15 protein-coding genes are annotated in these 18,414 nt (G+C 47.9%); 6 read left to right on the top strand and 9 right to left on the bottom strand.

Annotation, left to right across the window (positions count from 1 at the left end):
* Nucleotides 1-77: 77 nt before the first annotated feature.
* The 9 genes from BMY60_RS08035 to BMY60_RS07990 form a co-directional block, all read right to left on the bottom strand.
* Nucleotides 78-572 carry a hypothetical protein gene (locus BMY60_RS08035; protein WP_090332744.1) on the bottom strand — a complete coding sequence of 165 codons (495 nt, stop codon included), beginning with the start codon at nt 570-572 and terminating at the stop codon, nt 78-80.
* Nucleotides 573-889: 317 nt separating this feature from the next.
* On the bottom strand, nt 890-1,987 hold the full coding sequence (locus BMY60_RS08030) for a nucleotidyltransferase domain-containing protein (protein ID WP_090332743.1): 1,098 nt from the start codon (nt 1,985-1,987) through the stop codon (nt 890-892).
* On the bottom strand, nt 1,977-2,885 hold the full coding sequence (locus BMY60_RS08025) for an HprK-related kinase A (protein ID WP_090332741.1): 909 nt from the start codon (nt 2,883-2,885) through the stop codon (nt 1,977-1,979). Before BMY60_RS08025 ends, BMY60_RS08030 begins: the two co-directional genes overlap by 11 nt.
* Nucleotides 2,860-3,171: an HPr-rel-A system PqqD family peptide chaperone gene (locus tag BMY60_RS08020; RefSeq protein ID WP_090332740.1), complete on the bottom strand. Its 312-nt coding sequence runs from the start codon at nt 3,169-3,171 to the stop codon at nt 2,860-2,862. Before BMY60_RS08020 ends, BMY60_RS08025 begins: the two co-directional genes overlap by 26 nt.
* Nucleotides 3,172-3,598: 427 nt before the next feature.
* Nucleotides 3,599-4,078: a hypothetical protein gene (locus BMY60_RS08015; RefSeq protein ID WP_090332738.1), complete on the bottom strand. Its 480-nt coding sequence runs from the start codon at nt 4,076-4,078 to the stop codon at nt 3,599-3,601.
* A gap of 186 nt (nt 4,079-4,264) precedes the next feature.
* The gene (locus tag BMY60_RS08005) at nt 4,265-7,447 is read right to left on the bottom strand and encodes an efflux RND transporter permease subunit (RefSeq protein ID WP_090332735.1); all 3,183 of its coding nucleotides are present in this window, start codon (nt 7,445-7,447) and stop codon (nt 4,265-4,267) included.
* A gap of 87 nt (nt 7,448-7,534) precedes the next feature.
* Nucleotides 7,535-9,037, bottom strand: coding sequence for an efflux RND transporter periplasmic adaptor subunit (locus BMY60_RS08000; protein ID WP_256250762.1), 1,503 nt, complete (start codon nt 9,035-9,037; stop codon nt 7,535-7,537).
* Nucleotides 9,038-9,094: 57 nt separating this feature from the next.
* Nucleotides 9,095-10,468, bottom strand: coding sequence for a TolC family protein (locus BMY60_RS07995; protein WP_090332734.1), 1,374 nt, complete (start codon nt 10,466-10,468; stop codon nt 9,095-9,097).
* Between the two features lie 250 nt (nt 10,469-10,718).
* Nucleotides 10,719-11,087: a hypothetical protein gene (locus BMY60_RS07990; protein ID WP_090332754.1), complete on the bottom strand. Its 369-nt coding sequence runs from the start codon at nt 11,085-11,087 to the stop codon at nt 10,719-10,721.
* 848 nt (nt 11,088-11,935) lie between these two features.
* Between BMY60_RS07990 and mraZ the strand changes: the two genes are divergently transcribed.
* Genes mraZ through murF form a run of 6 tightly spaced genes read left to right on the top strand, consistent with a single transcriptional unit; the run spans nt 11,936 to nt 18,386 of the window.
* The gene (gene mraZ, locus BMY60_RS07980) at nt 11,936-12,382 is read left to right on the top strand and encodes a division/cell wall cluster transcriptional repressor MraZ (RefSeq protein ID WP_090332731.1); all 447 of its coding nucleotides are present in this window, start codon (nt 11,936-11,938) and stop codon (nt 12,380-12,382) included.
* A 15-nt stretch (nt 12,383-12,397) separates the two neighbouring features.
* Nucleotides 12,398-13,375 carry a 16S rRNA (cytosine(1402)-N(4))-methyltransferase RsmH gene (gene rsmH, locus BMY60_RS07975; protein WP_090332730.1) on the top strand — a complete coding sequence of 326 codons (978 nt, stop codon included), beginning with the start codon at nt 12,398-12,400 and terminating at the stop codon, nt 13,373-13,375.
* Nucleotides 13,372-13,689, top strand: coding sequence for a cell division protein FtsL (gene ftsL / locus BMY60_RS07970; RefSeq protein WP_256250761.1), 318 nt, complete (start codon nt 13,372-13,374; stop codon nt 13,687-13,689). The genes rsmH and ftsL overlap by 4 nt, the downstream gene beginning before the upstream one ends.
* 25 nt (nt 13,690-13,714) lie before the next feature.
* Complete coding sequence (locus tag BMY60_RS07965; RefSeq protein ID WP_256250760.1) at nt 13,715-15,409, top strand: peptidoglycan D,D-transpeptidase FtsI family protein; 1,695 nt, start codon at nt 13,715-13,717, stop codon at nt 15,407-15,409.
* A 20-nt stretch (nt 15,410-15,429) separates the two neighbouring features.
* Nucleotides 15,430-16,962, top strand: a complete 1,533-nt coding sequence (locus BMY60_RS07960) for a UDP-N-acetylmuramoyl-L-alanyl-D-glutamate--2,6-diaminopimelate ligase (RefSeq protein WP_090332751.1) — start codon at nt 15,430-15,432, stop codon at nt 16,960-16,962.
* Entirely contained in the window at nt 16,959-18,386 is a 1,428-nt protein-coding gene (murF, locus tag BMY60_RS07955; RefSeq protein ID WP_090332728.1) for a UDP-N-acetylmuramoyl-tripeptide--D-alanyl-D-alanine ligase, read from the top strand. The genes BMY60_RS07960 and murF overlap by 4 nt, the downstream gene beginning before the upstream one ends.
* Nucleotides 18,387-18,414: the final 28 nt, after the last annotated feature.

The following is an 18,414-nucleotide window of genomic DNA, read 5'->3' as shown; positions in this document are numbered from 1 at the left end:
CATTTCACCCATTGGGTGACTCCTGTCTTTAGTCCGAAAACCTTGACACTACTACGTTTGAGCTAATTTTTGTAGATCTAACTGAGGAAAATAGGATTATTGATTTGACTTGCGCTGATAAGCTTGAAAGCTTGCCTAGATGGCAGGTATTCAAAAGTCAGTGTGAATGCCTTTGGGAAATTAATATCTGCGAATAATGTCGGGATACCGGAAGTCGTGCTTGTATTTTGTTTCATGAGTCCGTATGAGACAACTAAGATGTTGTTTCTGAAATGCGCAATGGCTGCGATCTGTGAAAGATTAGTGATTAGAGGATCAATAGTTGTGATATTTTCAAAGGGTTCTTCAAGAGGTTCTATGCAGATATTGTCTTCAAATACCAGGTAGCCTCCAGTAAGCAGCAATCTATACTTATCATCTTGCAAGTTTTCGACGGTGCTGAACCTGCTCTGTGCGGCGGCAGAAAGTACCGCTGAATCAGCTTCGCACTCAAATCCGTCATAAACGATTGACAAAGCATAAGCTTTATTGGCGAAGATATAAAGCAGAAACACTAAAAAAAACTTTTTCATGGCTTATTCCTTGCGCGTCGGTTGATTTCGTCGATATATTTGACTGAAGGACACTACACTAGATATTGATGGATAGCAATCGATGACGCTAGTCATCATTATGAACAGCGCACGGCAGACAAAAAAACCATGCCTTGCAAACAACTGGCCGGTTGTCAGACTGTATCGCCACTTCTGTATTCTGATGCAAAAATTCTGCCGAGTATTGTTCTCTATTGTTACACGGCCTGATTACAGTATGTTCTCATTGAGTTCATACGGACCGGGCAGGTGCAATGCGGTCGAATAGAAAATCGATTTATCTTTTTTGAAAATGATTATTTCTGTTTTTTAAATTGCAGCTTGCGGACAGTTTTGTAGAACAGGTGCGGCAGCAGAATATAAAAAGGCATACGAATCATATGGCTGCGCAGATACAGCAACAGCCGTGCCAGTAATGCGGACAGCGCCGGTTTGTCAGGATGTTGCGGAAATAGCGCTAATGGTACCAGCCGGTGCATTAGCCACATGTTCAGCCTGCCCGGCCGTGCGTGCAGACGATTGTAAATTTCTTCCGGTACAGGTGTTTTGAATATCGATTGACTGAAATACAGGCCGTAATACACAATGCGCGCTAATTTCAGCTGGTTGGCGCGATCCGTTAACCGGATCCAGAAATCAATTTCCTGCATGCTGAAAAAAACCAATAAGTCATGCAGATCCAACAGGTCCCGTAAATCGTTAGCGATTTCATTATTTTGAAACAGGTTGACAGCGCAGTGTATCACCATGTCTACCGGGCTCAGCACGCTAATCGTTGTATCTTTGACTGGAATTGCGGCGTCAAAAAGCAGTTTTGTGTCAATTTTCAACCGGCTGGTCACCGGTATCAGCGTGTGATGGATATCCACTTCAGTTTCACGCTCGGCATGAATCAACGGCGGAATTTCATGACTCCAGACACGGTAGTAGTGCTCATCATAGGCGGAGAGCGGGAGATGCCTCCAGCCTTTAACCATCAGAAGTGACTCAATGTCTGCCAAATCTGCTTTGGGAACCAGCAGATCGAGATCGACGGATAATCGTCCCGCTGCATACGGTATTTGCGCCAATCCGTAAGCGACACCTTTGAGGACGATAATGGAAGTATCAAAGTCATTCAGCGCCCATAGGATCCTGTTTAATTCCCATCGATTCAGCTGTTGCAGTTTTTCGGCCTGAACAAGACCCGATGACAATTGGCTGGCGATTCTTGGTGGTAACTGATTCCAGAAACCGTGTTCTTTTACAAGGAATGCCAGGCGTCCAAGAAGCTTTACACGTCTGGCCAGCCGGATCAGCAGTTCCCAGTGCGAATCGCTATAGTCGATGAGACGCGCAGGGTTAATCAATCCTTGCAGCAGGGTCTGGCAATGTGGTGGCAGGTCAGGCCTCATTAATCAATTTGTGCAACACATCCATGACATTGTCGAAATCGGAATATACCAGTTTATAGCAATCACAGCTGCGAATCAGATCTGCAACAGCCATAAACCCTGTTGCGCCAAGCACCTCATAATTAAATGCATTACTTGCAAGCAGCATGAACGCCTCAGAATCGGAAATGGCTTCAATTTTTGCCGGTGAGCCGGCAATCCATTTGGGAAAAATTATCCACTTGGCTTTTGCAGTATGTTCTGACTGCAACAGGCTTTGCTCCGGTGGGCGGACATGCGCGACCGTACCCTTTTGCGTGTTTGGTATTGATTGACCCATGACGATTTCGGGAAGATAGCTGCGGATGACGGCGATAGATTCGTTTTTAAGCGGCATCAAACGGGGAATGGGAAGAAAAAGACGCCGTCTGGGATCCATGAGTCCAAACTCATCTGAAAGCAGGCGGAACCCGCGGTAACACAAAACCGTACACAAGGTTGTTTTGCCGCTGCCCGGCCAGGCCGGAAATAAAATTGCATGACCGTTTTTTTCGACTACGGCCGAATGTAGTATCAATAAGTGGTTGACGCGCACTGCAATAGCCAGATTAATGCCCCATTCCAGCACTGCTAGCGCCTGTTCCGGAGGAAAACTATTAAAAGGAGATTGACCGTCCAGAAGAAAACGTACATTTTGCCTGAATGGATTTTTGTAAAGACGTTCGGTTACGATGCGCACATGAAATTCGGCGATTTCATCCTGTACCAAACGGTAATGGCAGTACAGCTTATAAAGCTGTTCGGCGAGCGGTGCGTATGCGGTTTGAACACAAACGTTAAAAGGGCCGATTGCAACTCTGAGTCCCTGGTTGAGCAATAGCCTGTGGAATTCCTTATACGGAATCTGCTTGATCATCATGCCGGGAATCCTGATGTAGTTTACTGACTAAACCCAGTGTATCAAAATGATGAAGTACTTTTTCTATACTTCTCAGAAAGCTATTATCCGGCGTTTGCTGAAACTGCATGGCAAGATGGGTGCTGATTTCTTCCAGTGTCGCTGGATTCTGATCAAGGTAAATGAGCATTTGTATGCTCATCTGGTTGAAGAAATGTGTTTTTCCTGAGTCGGGCTGAAACACGGTATATTCTTCATTCCAGTCTTCGATTAATAATGTGTGAAATTGATTTGCTCGCCAGCGCATGGTAATACCGAACTATTTAAAGGATCGAAGTGTATCATTAGCGGGTTGCTGAAAAACGTTTTCGAGACTGGTGCAGGAAAGAACAGGCGAAAAACAGCGTCTATGTATAATACTTGCGCATCTTGAATCTGTTCTTAACGCTGCAGCGGCGGCGCGGAAGTTTTTTCAACGGTCTCTGTTAGACTGAATCGAAGGAATATTCATCAATCTAAGTTTAGTCTGGTTTAGCGTTTAGTAAAACTGAGTGGTGCACGTTTCGGATATAACGGGTATAACGAACGGAAACCGTATTGATCAACCTTAAACGATCAAATCGTTTAAGAACTAACTGGATTTTTCTGTGAGGTGTCAATCAATCATAGGATTCCATTTAACTGGTTTAATGTGTAAACCAGAATGTTGTTGTATGCAATGACACCTTTGCCTGTTACAAAGTCAGATTGATGTTGATATCAGCTTTGGTCATTATCGAAGTATAGGCGGCGGCTGAAATCATGATTCCACCACGGGTGTGACACGCTTCCAGTTGTTGCATTTTACTGGTTAAAACTGTGTCTGCACTTGCGGTGAGATCGATCTTGGGCTCTTGTATAAGCGTTGCCTGTGGTAGTGGACCCAGATCGTAAGGTCCCCCCGGAATCTGTGTCTGCATTGGATCAGGAAACACGCAGAGCAGTTGCGGACCATTGGGCGTGTCTTTAAAAACGGCGTTTTCAATGGAATCGGCTTCTCCCGTGATATTGCTGGTACGGGCCAGAGCTGCGCCACTATACAGTGTCATGACAACCGGCACTGCAACCGCACCTTTAAGTAATTTCCTTCTTTTGTGCTTGCGTATCTTCTTCACGGAAGTTTCCGCTGTTTGATGTGTTGAGTCCGTTTGTACGTGTGATTGTTCTTCAGTCATGCTTGGCACTCATAGGTGGATACTATTCATCAGTAATAAATACATTATCGCTATATCTAATTATAAGCAAATATTGGGCCAGTTTAGTATGAAAAATATAATATTGATAATACAACAAGTTATGCTGATCCCGGTAAAGAGAAGCCCGCCTTTACTAAAAAGTGTCAATAAATTCGACAATCATTTTTAATTCATGTTCACTTTTTTAACTTTTTTGTCCGTTAATTGAGTGTCTTTCCTGTAAGCAAGCTGGTACAAAACCGGTAGTACCAGCATAGTTAAAACTGTTGATGTTAATATGCCGCCAATCACTACAGTTGCCAGCGGGCGTTGCACTTCTGCGCCAATACTCACGGCGATCGCCATTGGTACAAAACCGATGGCGTCTGTCAAGCCGGTCATCAGTACAGGCCGCAGCCTTGTCAACGCGCCCGTCTGGATAGCATCTTCCAGCATAAGCCCCTGTTTGCGAAGATTGCGAATGAATGTTAACAAAACCAGACCATTGAGTACAGCAATGCCCGACAGGGCGATAAAACCGACAGCTGCAGAGATTGACAAGGGAATATCGCGTAGCCAGAGTGCAACAATGCCACCGGACAATGCGAATGGAACACCGGTAAAAACCAAAAGACCGTCCTTCAGATTTCCGAACATTAAATACAACAAGATAAAAATCAAGCCGAGTGCGATGGGGACAACGATCACTAGGCGTTCTGTGGCCGAAACCAGCTGCTCGTACTGCCCTCCCCAGGCAATCCAGTAACCAGGCGGGATATTTACATTTTCAGCGATACGGGTTTGTGCTTCGTGTACAAAAGTGCCCAGATCGCTGCCGCGAACATTCGCGCTGACAACCACCCTGCGTTTACCGTTTTCACGGCTGATTTGGTTGGGTCCGACTATGATTTCGAAATCAACGACATCACTCAGTGTCAGATATGCGAGAGGTGAGGGTGTACCCGGCTGCAGGTTCATCACTGCGCTTGGCAGTTCGACGGGTAATCGTTTGAGTGCTTCAATATCGCCGCGTAATTGTTCAGGTAAACGCACTACTAGATTGAAGCGCCTGTCACCTTCGTAAATAAGGCCGGCAGGCATGCCGCCGACTGCGATAGTAACGATATTCTGAATATCCGATACATTCAAACCATATCGCGCCATTTTTGCGCGATCCATGTTGATGGACAGCATGGGCAGACCGGTCAGTTGCTCAATTTTCGCATCAGCGGCTCCCGGAATCGCCTCTATAACCGCCAAAATTTTGTCGCCCATACTATGCAAGACATCCATGTCATCGCCGAAAACTTTCACCGCAACATCTGCGCGTACGCCTGAAATCAGCTCGTTAAACCGCATTTGTATGGGTTGAGTGAATTCGTAATTATTGCCGGGTACATCGAATACCGCTTTTTCCATGGCGGTAATAAGCTCGTCTTTGGTTTTATATGGACCCTCCCACAGGTCCTGATCTTTCAAAATGATAAAAATGTCAGCCACGCTAGGCGGCATTGGGTCAGTTGCAATTTCGGGCGTGCCGATTTTTGAGAAAACCCGTTCAACCTCGGCAAACGATTTGATTTTTTTCTCCAGCTCATTTTGCATTTCGATCGCAGTTGACAGGCTTGTTCCCGGAATGCGTATGGCATGCAGTGCAATATCGCCTTCGTTCAGGCTGGGAACGAATTCACTGCCAAGCCGGGTGGCGAGTAACCCGCAGAGAATCATGACCGTTACTGTGAGTGTTACGGTCAGCGCTTTGTTGCGCAAGACCCACAGCAGCATCGGCAGATATATTTGTTTGGAACGAGTGACTACCCGGCTTTCTTTGTCCTTTATGTCGCCTGTTAGAAACAGCGCAACTGCGGCAGGAACGAATGTAATCGATAAAATGATGGCGCCGAGTAGCGCCGTGACAACGGTATAGGCCATGGGGTGGAACATTTTTCCCTCTACCCCGGATAACGCGAAAATCGGAATATAGACAATCAGGATAATGGTCTGGCCAAATAGCAGCGCGCGCCGTGTTTCTTTGCTGCTGGAAAAAACGATTTCCAGCCGCTCGGAAAGTGCCAGGCGCCGTCCCAGTCGTGTCTGCTCTTGCGCCAAATGCCGTATACAGTTTTCAATAATGACGATGGCGCCGTCGACAATAATGCCAAAATCAAGTGCGCCAAGGCTCATCAGATTGGCGCTGACGTTGTTGGCAACCATGCCGGTTAAGGTGAATAGCATGGATAACGGAATCACCAGAGCAGTGATCAGTGCAGCGCGCAGATTACCGAGAAACAGGAACAGCACCGCAATGACCAGAATCGCGCCTTCGGTCAAGTTGGAGGCAACCGTTTGAATGGTTTTGTCAACTAAAGTTGTACGGTTGTATACCGGCGTCGCTGCAATGCCCGGCGGCAAATTGCGATTAATTTCTTCCAGCTTCGCAGCCGCAGCCTCTGAAACGATTTGACTGTTTTCGCCGATCAGCATATGCGCCGTACCCAAAACGGCTTCCTTGCCATTTTGCGTCGCGGCGCCATTACGTAATTCCTTGCCGATAAGAACGTCGGCAACATCTTTTATGAGAATCGGAATACCCTGGCGGCTGCCCAGTATAATTTCACCGATCTCGGGCAGATTGGTAACCTGGCCGGGCACTCTGACAAGGTACTGTTCGCCTCTTCTTTCGATATACCCCGCGCCAATATTCAGATTATTGCGTTCCAGCGCAGTCACAACATCCTGAAGAGTCAGGCCCAATGAAATCAGCTTTTCGGGATAAGGCGTTACATGAAATTGTTTGACATAGCCTCCGATAGAGTTGACTTCTGTAACGCCTTTGACAGTCAGTAACTGAGGGCGAATAATCCAGTCTTGGATTTCCCGCAGATCGGTTGTTGTATAGTCGGTACCGTCAGGTTTTTTTGCCCCTTTTAGCGCATCCACGGTCCACATGAAGATCTCGCCTAGACCTGTTGAGATAGGTCCCATGCGAGGTTCAATTCCAGCCGGCAGGAGGTCTTTGACTTCTTGTATGCGCTGACTGACTAGCTGGCGAGCAAAATAAACATCGGTGCCGTCTTTAAAGACGACAGTAACCTGAGACAGGCCATAGCGAGACAGCGAGCGGGTATAGTCGAGATGCGGCAATCCCATCATGATCGTTTCTATCGGAAAAGTCAGCCGTTGCTCTGTTTCCAGAGGTGAATAACCGGGGGCCTCGGTATTGATCTGTACCTGAACATTGGTAATATCCGGTACCGCATCAATTGGTATCTTCTGGTAACTGTATATGCCCAGCAAAGCCATGGCAAAAACAGCCACCATCACCAAGCTGCGATAATTTATGGATAATTGTAAAATTCGCTCGAACAAGGTTCTGTCTCGCTATCTGGTTAAAAAAATTGAATTCCCTGTCATTCGGCCTGAGTATTTATCGAAATGTGCCATTCTCACTGCTTGCTAATGGTCATGCTCAGCACCGGACTTTCCTAACTCAGCCTTGATTGCAAAACTGTTGCCTGCGGCGTAATGCTCGCCGGACTGCAGTCCTTCAAGCACTTCGATCATTTCACCATCATTACGGCCCAATTTGAGTGGACGTGCTTCGAAATAATCGTCATAGCGACCAAAAACGACTGTCCAGTCAAAAAGCGTCTGCAATGCATCCATGCTGACAGCTACCGGCACTTCAATTTCCTCGGTACTGATGAAACCATTGACAAACATGCCGTCACGCCACAACCCATCCTGATTGTTCAGGATGATGCGCGCCATTGCAGTGCGGGTTTGCGGGTCAACCATCGCAGTGATAAATGTAATTTCACCGGTACCTTCTATTTTCGCCGCTGTAGATTTGATAGTAGCTTGTTGGCCGATTTTTACCGTAGCCAGATCCTTTGGATATACGGTCAAATCAGCGTACATGGTGGAAGTGTCAACGACAGTAAAGATTGGATCGTGTTCTCTAAAAACCTGACCGCGGGCAATGGCTTTGCCTGTTATCAAACCTGCAATCGGTGATCTAATCTCGTAATGTGTCAGGTTTTTTAGTTGTTTTACCGCATCGGGTTCTTCGCCAATGGCGCGTAGTCTTGCTGCGGCGAGATCGAGCGCAATTTCTGCTTCGCTGAGTAATTGCTGTGTTGTCAGATACTCCTGCTTGGCAGTTATTTTTTCTTCCCAGAGTTGCTTTTCGCGTTGATAATTTACATTTGCCAATGCAAGCCGTTTATCTGCGGCAAGGTACTGACTGCGTAGATCAGCCAGCAACTGACTCTGGAAAATCGCCAAAACATCACCTTTTTCAACTTTTTCACCAAGGTCGCGAGGAACCTCAATAGCAATGCCGGTAGCGCGCGGAACAACTGGAACAATATTGAGTTTGTTAAAGGTGACAATACCAGGTAATTGAAGTTTGGGGCGAATGACGGCTGGGCCTGCCGTTTTAATTTCGATCCCTGTTTTGGTCAGGGTTTCGTCGTTCATTTCAATGCGGGCTTCAATTTGACTGTAGCCCCAGTGATATACCTTATTTTTCCATTCTGCGGCTATTGCAGCTTCAAATGAATGGGGTTCTTCTACAATCCCATCTCCGAGCAAGTAATCGCCAACCGGTTTGAAGGAAAATAATTGGGCTGAGCGACCCAGTCGAGACAGAGTAATAACAACTCTGGCTTCACCCGGTGGTATTGGCTTGTTCTTTTCATAAAGATAAACACGAAATTGTGGTTCAACGCCTCTTTCATAAATAGTGACTTCTACGCTGAAATCATCCGTGGTGAAAATCCTGCCACCTTTGGGGCCGGTCGCTTCCTCTTGATTTGATTCCGTTGATGCGCTTGACACACTGTCAGGATCGGCTTCCTCTGAAACGGTTGTTTTTTCCATATTAAGGATAACTGTTCCGAGTATGATGCCGACAACGATTACGATGATAATCGGCTTGAGATTGGTTTTGTTCACACTATGCTCCTTGATTCTTCAATAAATCAGAAGATTCCTGTACGCCACTGTTTAAATCTATTTTTGTGGCTTTTGGTTAGCAGGCTCCATGGGTGCGGCGGTCAGGCGTTCTACTTCATTGATCAATCGCTGGTAGTTGGATAATGCCTGAAGATAAAGCGTTTGATTTTGAAACAGAGTGCGCTGGGCGTCGAGCAATTCCAAAAAACCGAATCTGCCTAATTCGTAGCCGCGGTTTGCCATTCGGAATGTCTCCCGTGCACCGGGAAGAATTTCGTCGCGCAGCATGCTGATTTGGGTGTCTGCTGCGATAAGTGATTCATATGCCTGGGTGAGCAGCGTTCTCAGCTGCAACTCCATAGCAGCTTGATCATCCACCGCACGGTTGACGCGCTGCTGAGCAGCCATCAGATTGCCCTGGTTCCGGTCAAACAGCGGTAACGGTATTGAAAGACCGACCAGTGCCGTGGTGTCATTCGAAATGTCCCATCCATAGCGTCTGATACCGACATTTAGCGTGACATCAGGTATGCGCCGCGCTTTTTCAAGTGTATGTAATGCCCTTTGTTGCTCGAGATTCTTAAGGCTGCGAAGCGCGAGCGGGTTTTGCCGTAAGCGCGCTTCAAGAGCATTTAACTCAGGAATAACTACAAATGTTTCCAATTCACCCAAGGCGCTCGTAAAAGTAGGGGCTGGATCTCCCCACAGTAGAGTAAGTTGCCTGCGAAATGAAATCAGGTTGCGTTGGGCCTGCTCGACTTCGATATTCGCAGTTGCGAGCGCAACTTGAGCCCGTGTTTCTTCGATCGGCGGCGCTTTGCCTGCTATGACACGTTTTGACGCTGTATCAGCTACCTTTTGCGCGAGTTCCTGGCTGGCTAGAGCAAGCTTCGAGCGTTCCTGACCCGCTAACACATCCAGATATACATTGGCAACCCGGGCGATTAAATCCAGCCGCCTCGCTGCATAGTCCTGCTCGGCACTTTCCTGTCCCAGCAAAGCGGCTCGCGTGCGCGCAGAACGTTTGCCGCCGGTTTCGAACAGTTGAATTATGCGAAGCGAATCAAATCGCGCAGCTGGACCGTGTGAGCGGGAGCTGACATCCTCGCCGTCATACTGAATGACTGGGTTGGGTAACAATCCTGCCTGCAGTGTCAGGCCTTGTAATGCAAGTGCCTCTTTTGCAAATGCGGCTAGCTCTGGATTATGTTCCAGTGCTAATTGTACTGCATTGCGTAACGTAAGCTTTTTTTCTTCTGTCGGTGGCTGATAAGCGTCGCTTGTTTTCTCGTCATTTGGCTCAAAAGCGACCGGTGCTCCGTTTTCAGCTATGGAGACAGCAGCAAAACCCAGGCTGAATACTAATAGTGCTGATAATCCGAATGAATGGCGATGAAATATTAAACCTGCTAGTAATCCGTTTAGCTTCATGCATGAATCCTTGAGAGATTCTTCTTGCGCGAAATGGAACAAACATTTCGAGTAAATTGATACAAAATCGATTTTGTATCAATTTATAAAATTTTGATGAGTGAAGTATAGATCGTTGAAAAACGGCTTGGGTTATGCCAAAGGACTTATGTAAAGATCCAAAATCAGTGAATACTGTATGGAATTTACAGACGCTCGATTGGCTGCTTACTGTGCGTCCGCAAGCCTGAGAATGTTTTCCAGGAACCTGTCAGACAGTTTTTCGCGGTGGATGGTAGGGTGATTCGGGCACTGAGTCGGGCAAGACTAAAGGGATGTATACAGTGAGCTTTTCATTGCTTGCCGGTAAACAGGGTATGGATATGTGGATGAAATAAAAGGGTTGATATTGACCGGCCGCATGAAGGCATAAATGCGTTGCTTCATCCAGTCCTTTACCGTCAGTGGGTACATTGTTTTGGTGAGCCTGCAGGTGCAGTTCCGGGTTGGGCGAGAGTGCTTGACGAATATGATCAAGCTCATGAGTAAAGACCTCCCTCTTGAACGATATACCAAAACTGTTACCCAGTAAGGCAACAATCAAAGCTATGATGACAAGATAAACAGGACTCTTCCGCATTAAAAAGGATATGGATTTTTGAATCAACAAACACGGTACCATGCCATGCCATGGTAAGTAAATATATCTTCAAATAATAAAATGCTTGATTCTTATCAATTGGAATCTGGTGAATGTAGCATTCATTAGATTACTGTTCAAGGTATAGTTCGCCAGTAATTGCGGCCGTTGCAAATTCGGTGTGATGTGACTGCCCATTTATTTCCATTCAGTCTGGTTATGTCCGTTTTCAATGCTGTTGAATGTGGCTGGCGTTATGGAAAAGAAATTCTTGCGGAAAAATCTGCCCTCCAGGCAATATTGAAATGAAAGCGACAAACGGTGACAACAAAATTATCGTCGTTTTCGCGCCTTGGATATGCTCTGGCATGTCCTGCGGCACAAAACCTGATTCTTTTGTCCGGAACACAAACAGAATTGCACATAACACATGACGACACCCCCTAAGGAGCCGCGAATAAATAAGTGTTACAGTTATTTATAAACGACGCCTAAGTTACTGCCCAAACGATTTTGAAACGCCAGAGAATCGTTTGTCTATTTTTCTCGATTCTGGATCTGTTAGCTGTAAGTTGATGCCAAATCACGATCGCCACGTTTTGGCGTGGGCAAATATTGATTGCTGCAAGCAAAGCTCAGTTAACCCTTCTGTTTTTTGATCAAATCTCCTTTGAGGTTTGTGTTCAAAACCTTCCTGCATTAAGTCTTTGTCATATAAATAAAAATATCTTTATTTTTTCTTGACGTGTTGAATTTTTTTTATTAAAGTGGGAATAACTGTGAAATTGTGGTTAATAGTGGGTGAAAGTAGCTCAAATTAACTTTTCTAGTAACAATCGGAGGGCGAGATGTTTCGAGGTGTTACGCAGCTCAGTTTGGATACAAAAGGCAGGATTGCGATACCTGCAAGGTATCGCAATGAACTGGGTTCCAAATGTTCCGGACATTTGGTCGTGACCGCCGATCCGTCGAAGTGCCTGTTAGTCTATCCTCAGCCTGCGTGGGAACCAATTGAGAAAAAATTAAGTGAATTGTCCAGTTTTAATTCTAAGGTGCGCGGTTTGCAACGCTTGCTGATCGGAAGCGCCTGTGACGTGGAAATAGATAGTGCCGGTCGTATTCTGATTTCACAGCCGCTGCGCCGTTACGCCGGCTTGTCTAAAGACGTTGTTCTGGTTGGGCAGGGGGAAAAATTTGAACTATGGGATGAGCGGCAGTGGGATCTGCAGATAGAGGAGGCGTTATCTTTTTGTGAGGATGATATGCCGCCCGAGTTGGATGGGTTCTCTTTGTGATATGGCGGTGAAGATTTGTCAGAGCATATTACAGTTCTTCTGCATGAAGCAGTGGATGCGCTGGCGGTCAAACCGGATGGCATCTATGTTGACGGGACTTACGGGAGAGGCGGTCACAGCCGCTTGATCTTATCGCGTTTGGGTCGGTCCGGCCGGCTGATTGCCATAGACAGGGATCAGGCAGCTGTGGCGGCAGGCAGGCAGATGATGCGGGAAAGTTCGGCAAGCGCTGGCCCCGGGTTTGAAATCAGGCATGCTGCATTCTCGCGCATGCGGGAGATATTGTGTGAAATGAATGCGCCGCCAAAGGTGGACGGGATTTTGCTGGATCTGGGAATGTCTTCGCCACAATTGGATGCTGGTAGGGGTTTCAGTCTGCGCGCGGATGGTCCGCTGGATATGCGGATGGACGTCAGCAGGGGAATAACGGCTGCGCAATGGATTGAAACAGTTTCTGAAACAGAATTAGAGAAGGTGATTAGAGAATATGGCGAAGAACGGTATGCTCGGTCGATTGCAAGAGCGATTGTTGTGGCAAGAGCGCGGCAGTCTATTGTTACCACATTGCAACTTGCCAGGATTGTTACTGCGGCCGTCCGCTCACGTGAGCGCAGGCGGGAGGGCCGGCAGAGTCCGGCGACGCGCACTTTTCAGGCGATACGGATCGCTATCAATCAGGAGCTTGAGGAATTGTCGTTAGCATTGCAGCAGAGTGCGGGTCTGCTGAATGTTGGCGGGCGTTTGGTTGTAATCAGTTTTCATTCGCTGGAAGACAGAATGGTCAAGCGTTTTATGCGTGAGTGTGCTGGAGTTGATAGGGTGCCGCGCAACATACCATTGCGCCGGACAGAGTTGCAGCGATTTAACTGGCGGCAGTTTAAAGTGGTCGGAAAAGCGATACGTCCAAAGCAGCATGAAATTGCAGCAAACAGCCGGTCCCGTAGTGCAGTGATGCGCGTGGCTGAACGTGTATTGTGTGAAGCGGAAACATGATTTTGTTTAGGTTTAATTTAATTCTGATTGCATTGCTGGTGATATGCGCACTGGGCGTGGTGACAATACAGCATGAAGCGCGCAAACTGAATATGGCCTGGGAAAATGAAAGAAAAACAGCGCGAAAACTGCAAATTGAATGGGGGAAATTGCAGTTGGAGCAAAGCACGCTAATCGCGCGCAGGCAAATTGAGTATGCTGCAAGGGAGCAACTGAATATGGAGATTCCATCCGCAAATTCTGTCCAGATCATTTCGGCAAAAAAAGCGGATGAGTCGCGATGGGTGGTGCTTGATAATGCTAAGTCCTATTAATCAACATGCAACAGTACAGATAAAAATGCCTGCAGGGCGTGCCAGAATGGTTCTGGCTCTACTGATTCTGGGGCTGATTGGCCTGTTGATGCGTGCAGCCTATCTGCAGGGCCTGCAAAATGATTTTTTGCAGCAGAAAGGGGAAGCGCGTTATAGCCGGATCGTCGAAATGAGCGCGGACCGGGGTATGATCACTGACCGGAATGGCGAGATACTGGCTATCAGCTCACCGGTTGCTTCTGTGTATGCCGATCCGCAAGCAATAACCATAACCCCTGCACAATTGAAGGAATTATCCGAACTGCTGGCAATGGATGAAGCGGAAATCGAGCGGCGGATTAATCGTGAACAGAGTCGTTTTGTCTATCTTAAACGCCAGATTGTGCCGGAGATCGCTGAGCGTATCCATGCATTGCGTATCCCGGGCATTGCGTTTGAAACAGAATTTAAACGGTATTATCCCGAGGGAGAAGGCGCGGCGCACGTTGTGGGGTTTACAGATATCAACGATCAGGGTCAGGAAGGTGTTGAGCGGGGATGGAATGCGGTGCTCGCAGGAGAGATGGGCAGCCGCCGCGTGCTCAAGGATAATAAAGGGCGAATAATAGAAGACGTGGAAAATATCCGCGCGCCGAAACCGGGGCAGGATGTTATCTTGTCGCTGGATAGACGGATTCAGCATATTGCGCATCGCGAATTGAAAAAAGCTGTTGCGGTGCATAAGGCCAAAGCAGGCAGTATTGTCGCGCTGGATGCGCAGACAGGCGAAGTGCTTGCTTTGACAAATTTTCCGGTTTACAACCCAAATTCGCGGTCAAGTATCAATAGCGAAAGAATTCGTAACCGCGCACTGATTGATACGTTTGAACCTGGTTCGACACTGAAGCCTTTTCCTGTCGCGGTAGCAATTGAAGCCGGCCACGTGAATCCAAACACCCGGTTTCAGACTTCCCCCGGCACCTTCAAAGTCGGCCGCTCCGTTATACGTGACGTGCGTGATAAGGGCGTATTGTCGGTTGCGGAAGTTATTCAGGTTTCCAGCAATGTCGGTATGGTCAAGATAGCCTTGTCATTGCCGCCGCAGACGTTATGGGAGATTTACAGCAATACTGGTTTTGGGCTGCCTGTTGGTACTGGTTACCCAGGAGAAGCAAATGGTCTGTTGCGTCCTTATAACCGATGGCGGCCGGTCGAGCAGGCAACTATGTCGTTTGGTCACGGTATTTCAGTCTCGTTGATGCAGTTGGCGCGCGCCTATACAATTTTTACCACCGGCGGTGAGCTTAAGCCGGTTACATTGGAGAAGCAAGAGTTTCCGGTGATGGCGCAGCGTGTTATTTCAAGCAAGACAGCGCTGGCAGTCGGCCGGATGCTTGAAATGGCCACGCAGGCTGCTGGTACAGCACCGCTTGCCCGGGTAAACGGGTACCGTGTAGCCGGCAAGACGGGAACAGCGCATAAACTTGTAGACGGAAAATATGCTAAAGACCGATACATTTCTTCATTTGTGGGATATGCGCCCGTTTCAAATCCGCGTGTGATCATCGCTGTGATGCTGGATGAGCCTTCCGCAGGAAAGTATTTTGGCGGTGAAGTGGCCGCGCCGGTATTCAGTCGGGTAATGGCCGAGGCGTTACGCATCTTGAATGTGCCGCACGACGCATCGGCAACTGACATGGTGTGGTTTCCGGCAGCGTTAACGGAGGACCAAAAGGGGTGATGCCGCCGATGGTTGGTGCTATGAATAAATCGTTTGACGTTCATCAACTGGAGAAGCTCGGTGTGCCCGTAAAAAATCTTGCTACCGATAGCCGGCGCGTTCGACCAGGTGATACATTTCTGGCTTATCCGGGTGAACGGATTGATGCGCGCAAAATGATTGCGCAGGCGATATCGGCGGGTGCCAATGCAGTTATATGGGACGCCTATGGATTTTCCTGGAATCCCCGGTGGCAGGTGCCGTCATTAGCCGTTGCAAACCTGAAGGAAAAAGCCGGATTGATTGCCGATCATGTGTATGGTCATCCATCCAGTCAATTGCGGGTGATCGGGTTTACCGGAACAAACGGCAAGACATCTTGCAGCCACTGGTATGCACAGGCAATGAATGCATTGCGGAAAAAAACTGCTGTGATCGGAACGCTGGGTAACGGTTTTATTGATACGCTGGAAACAACAGCAAATACAACTCCAGATCCAGTGTTATTACAAAAGTATCTGGCGCGTTTTTTACAGTGCGGTGCCCAGAATGTGGCCGTAGAGGTTTCATCGCACGGGATCGAGCAGGGGCGAATCAATGGCACGGCATTGTCTGTTGCAGTGTTAACAAATCTGTCACGCGATCATTTGGATTATCACAAAGATATGGATGCCTATGCCGCAACCAAGGCGCGTATGTTTTTCTGGCCGAAGTTAAAATATGCGGTGCTCAATCTGGATGATGTGCTGGGGGTCGAGTTGCTGCAACAACTTGCACAACAGCCTACACAGATACTTGGATACAGTTTCAAAAAAGACGTTGTCAAAACGGTTTCTCAGCAATGCGGCATGGTGTACGGTTCGAATCTGAAATTTGATCTGCAGGGTCTTGCGTTTGATATTGAATACCAGGGGAATCGTGACAGGTTAAAAGCTGGTTTAGTGGGAAAATTCAATGCGGTCAATTTATTGGCAGTGGCCGCGGCGTTGCTTGCAAGCGGTGTGGCATTCCCGGATGCAGTAAATGCGTTGCAAACCATAAAGCCAGTTGCGGGACGAATGGAAAAGTACGGCGGTAATGGGCGGCCTGTAATCATTGTGGATTATGCGCATACGCCGGATGCGCTGGAAAAAGTGCTGATAACGCTGCGTGAAATGCTGCAGCATTCCCGTACTTTGAAAAAAACAATCCGTAAAACAGGTCGCTTGCATTGTGTGCTGGGGTGTGGCGGAGACAGAGATCAAGGCAAGCGCAAGCTGATTGGTGAAGTGGCGACACGGTATGCGGATGAAGTCATTTTTACCAGCGATAATCCACGTAACGAAGATCCAGGTGCAATCATAGATGACATCGTTGCCGGCGCAAGCCAGGCAAATTATCAGACGGAGGTAAACCGCGAATTGGCAATATACCAGTCAATCAGCAGCGCTGCTGCGGGCGATGTCGTTCTGGTCGCCGGCAAGGGGCATGAGACTTATCAGGAGATTAAAGGACAGAAATTTCCGTTGAGCGATGCGGCAATTGTGCAGCAGGTGTTACATGATTTGTCGACTAGAAAAAGAGGGCGGGCATGATGCTGTTGCAGGAAGCCGCTCAAGTTCTGCATGCGCGCTGGCAGGGCGAAAATGCCCGATTTACAGGGGTGAGCACGGATAGCAGAACCTTGCGGCAAGGCGATCTTTTTGTTGCCTTGACGGGCGAGCGATTTGAAGGATGCCGGTTTGTACAAGATGCGCATGATAATGGGGCGGCAGCGGCCATGGTTGGTTTGAAGGCGGATACAGATACGTTGTCTGCCGAAATACCGGTCATTTTTGTCAACAATACACGTTTGGGGCTCGGGCAGCTGGGGGCTTACTGGCGTGCACAGTTTTCAATGCCGGTTATTGCGGTAACAGGAAGTAACGGTAAGACGACAGTGAAAGATATGCTTGCAGCAATACTGTATCAATCCACGGCCGGTGTGAAAAATGCATCGAGGAATTCAGTGGTGGCGCAGTCTGTACTGGCAACAGAGGGAAATCTGAATAATGATATCGGCATGCCGCTCATGCTGTTGCGTATGCGCGACTCGCATCAATTTGCTGTGATCGAAATGGGTATGAATCATATGGGTGAAATTGCTTATCTGACTGAATTGGCAAAACCCGATGTGGCTGTCATAACCAATGCCGGCCTTGCTCATTTGCAGGGGTTGGGCTCGGTTGAAGCGGTTGCGCAGGCCAAAGGCGAAATTTTTGCCGGTCTTAGTGCAAATGGGACCGCTGTAATCAATGCGGACGATCCGTACGTATCATTATGGCGCACGCTCGCTGATGGACGCCAAGTTGTCGATTTTGGCATTGATAAACAGAGCAAGCACGCGCAGGTCTTTGCGGAATATCAGACGGATATCTGTGGCAGCAAACTGTTATTACAACTTCCGGATGGCGAAATCGATGTTAATTTGCACGTGCCCGGCGTACACAATATTCGCAATGCGTTGGCAGCTGCAGCTGCAGCGGTAGCAGTCGATATTGATAAAAAAACGATTGCGGCTGGATTGCAGTGTTTTAAAGGTGTGCGGGGAAGGCTGCAAATAAAGCGTGGATACAATAACGCCGTGCTCATTGATGACAGTTATAACGCCAACCCTGAATCAGTGCGTGCAGCGCTTGCAGTACTGTCGGCTGCAAAGGGCAAAAAAATTCTGGTGCTCGGTGATATGGGCGAGCTGGGCAGGTCTTCGATCGATTTGCACCGGACAATCGGTGAAGAAGCGCGGCGCGCCAGACTGGACAAACTTTTGACGCTTGGCGAGCTGAGCAGATATGCAAGCGAGGCATTTGGATGCAATGCCCGGCATTTCACCGATATGGATGTGCTGTTGGATTGCGCAACAGAATTGCTGGATGCGGATGTAACAATGCTGGTCAAAGGTTCGCGTTTTATGCATATGGAGCAAGTAATCAGGCGGCTGGAAGTTTCCAATGCCGGGGGCGAAACAGGTGTTGTTTGAATTGCTGACAGGCAAACATGAAAAAGAC

The organism is Nitrosomonas sp. Nm51 (genome assembly GCF_900111165.1).
Classification (GTDB): Bacteria; Pseudomonadota; Gammaproteobacteria; order Burkholderiales; family Nitrosomonadaceae; genus Nitrosomonas.
Note: the sequence above shows the minus strand (reverse complement) of the source record. Positions and strands in the feature narration are given on the sequence as shown.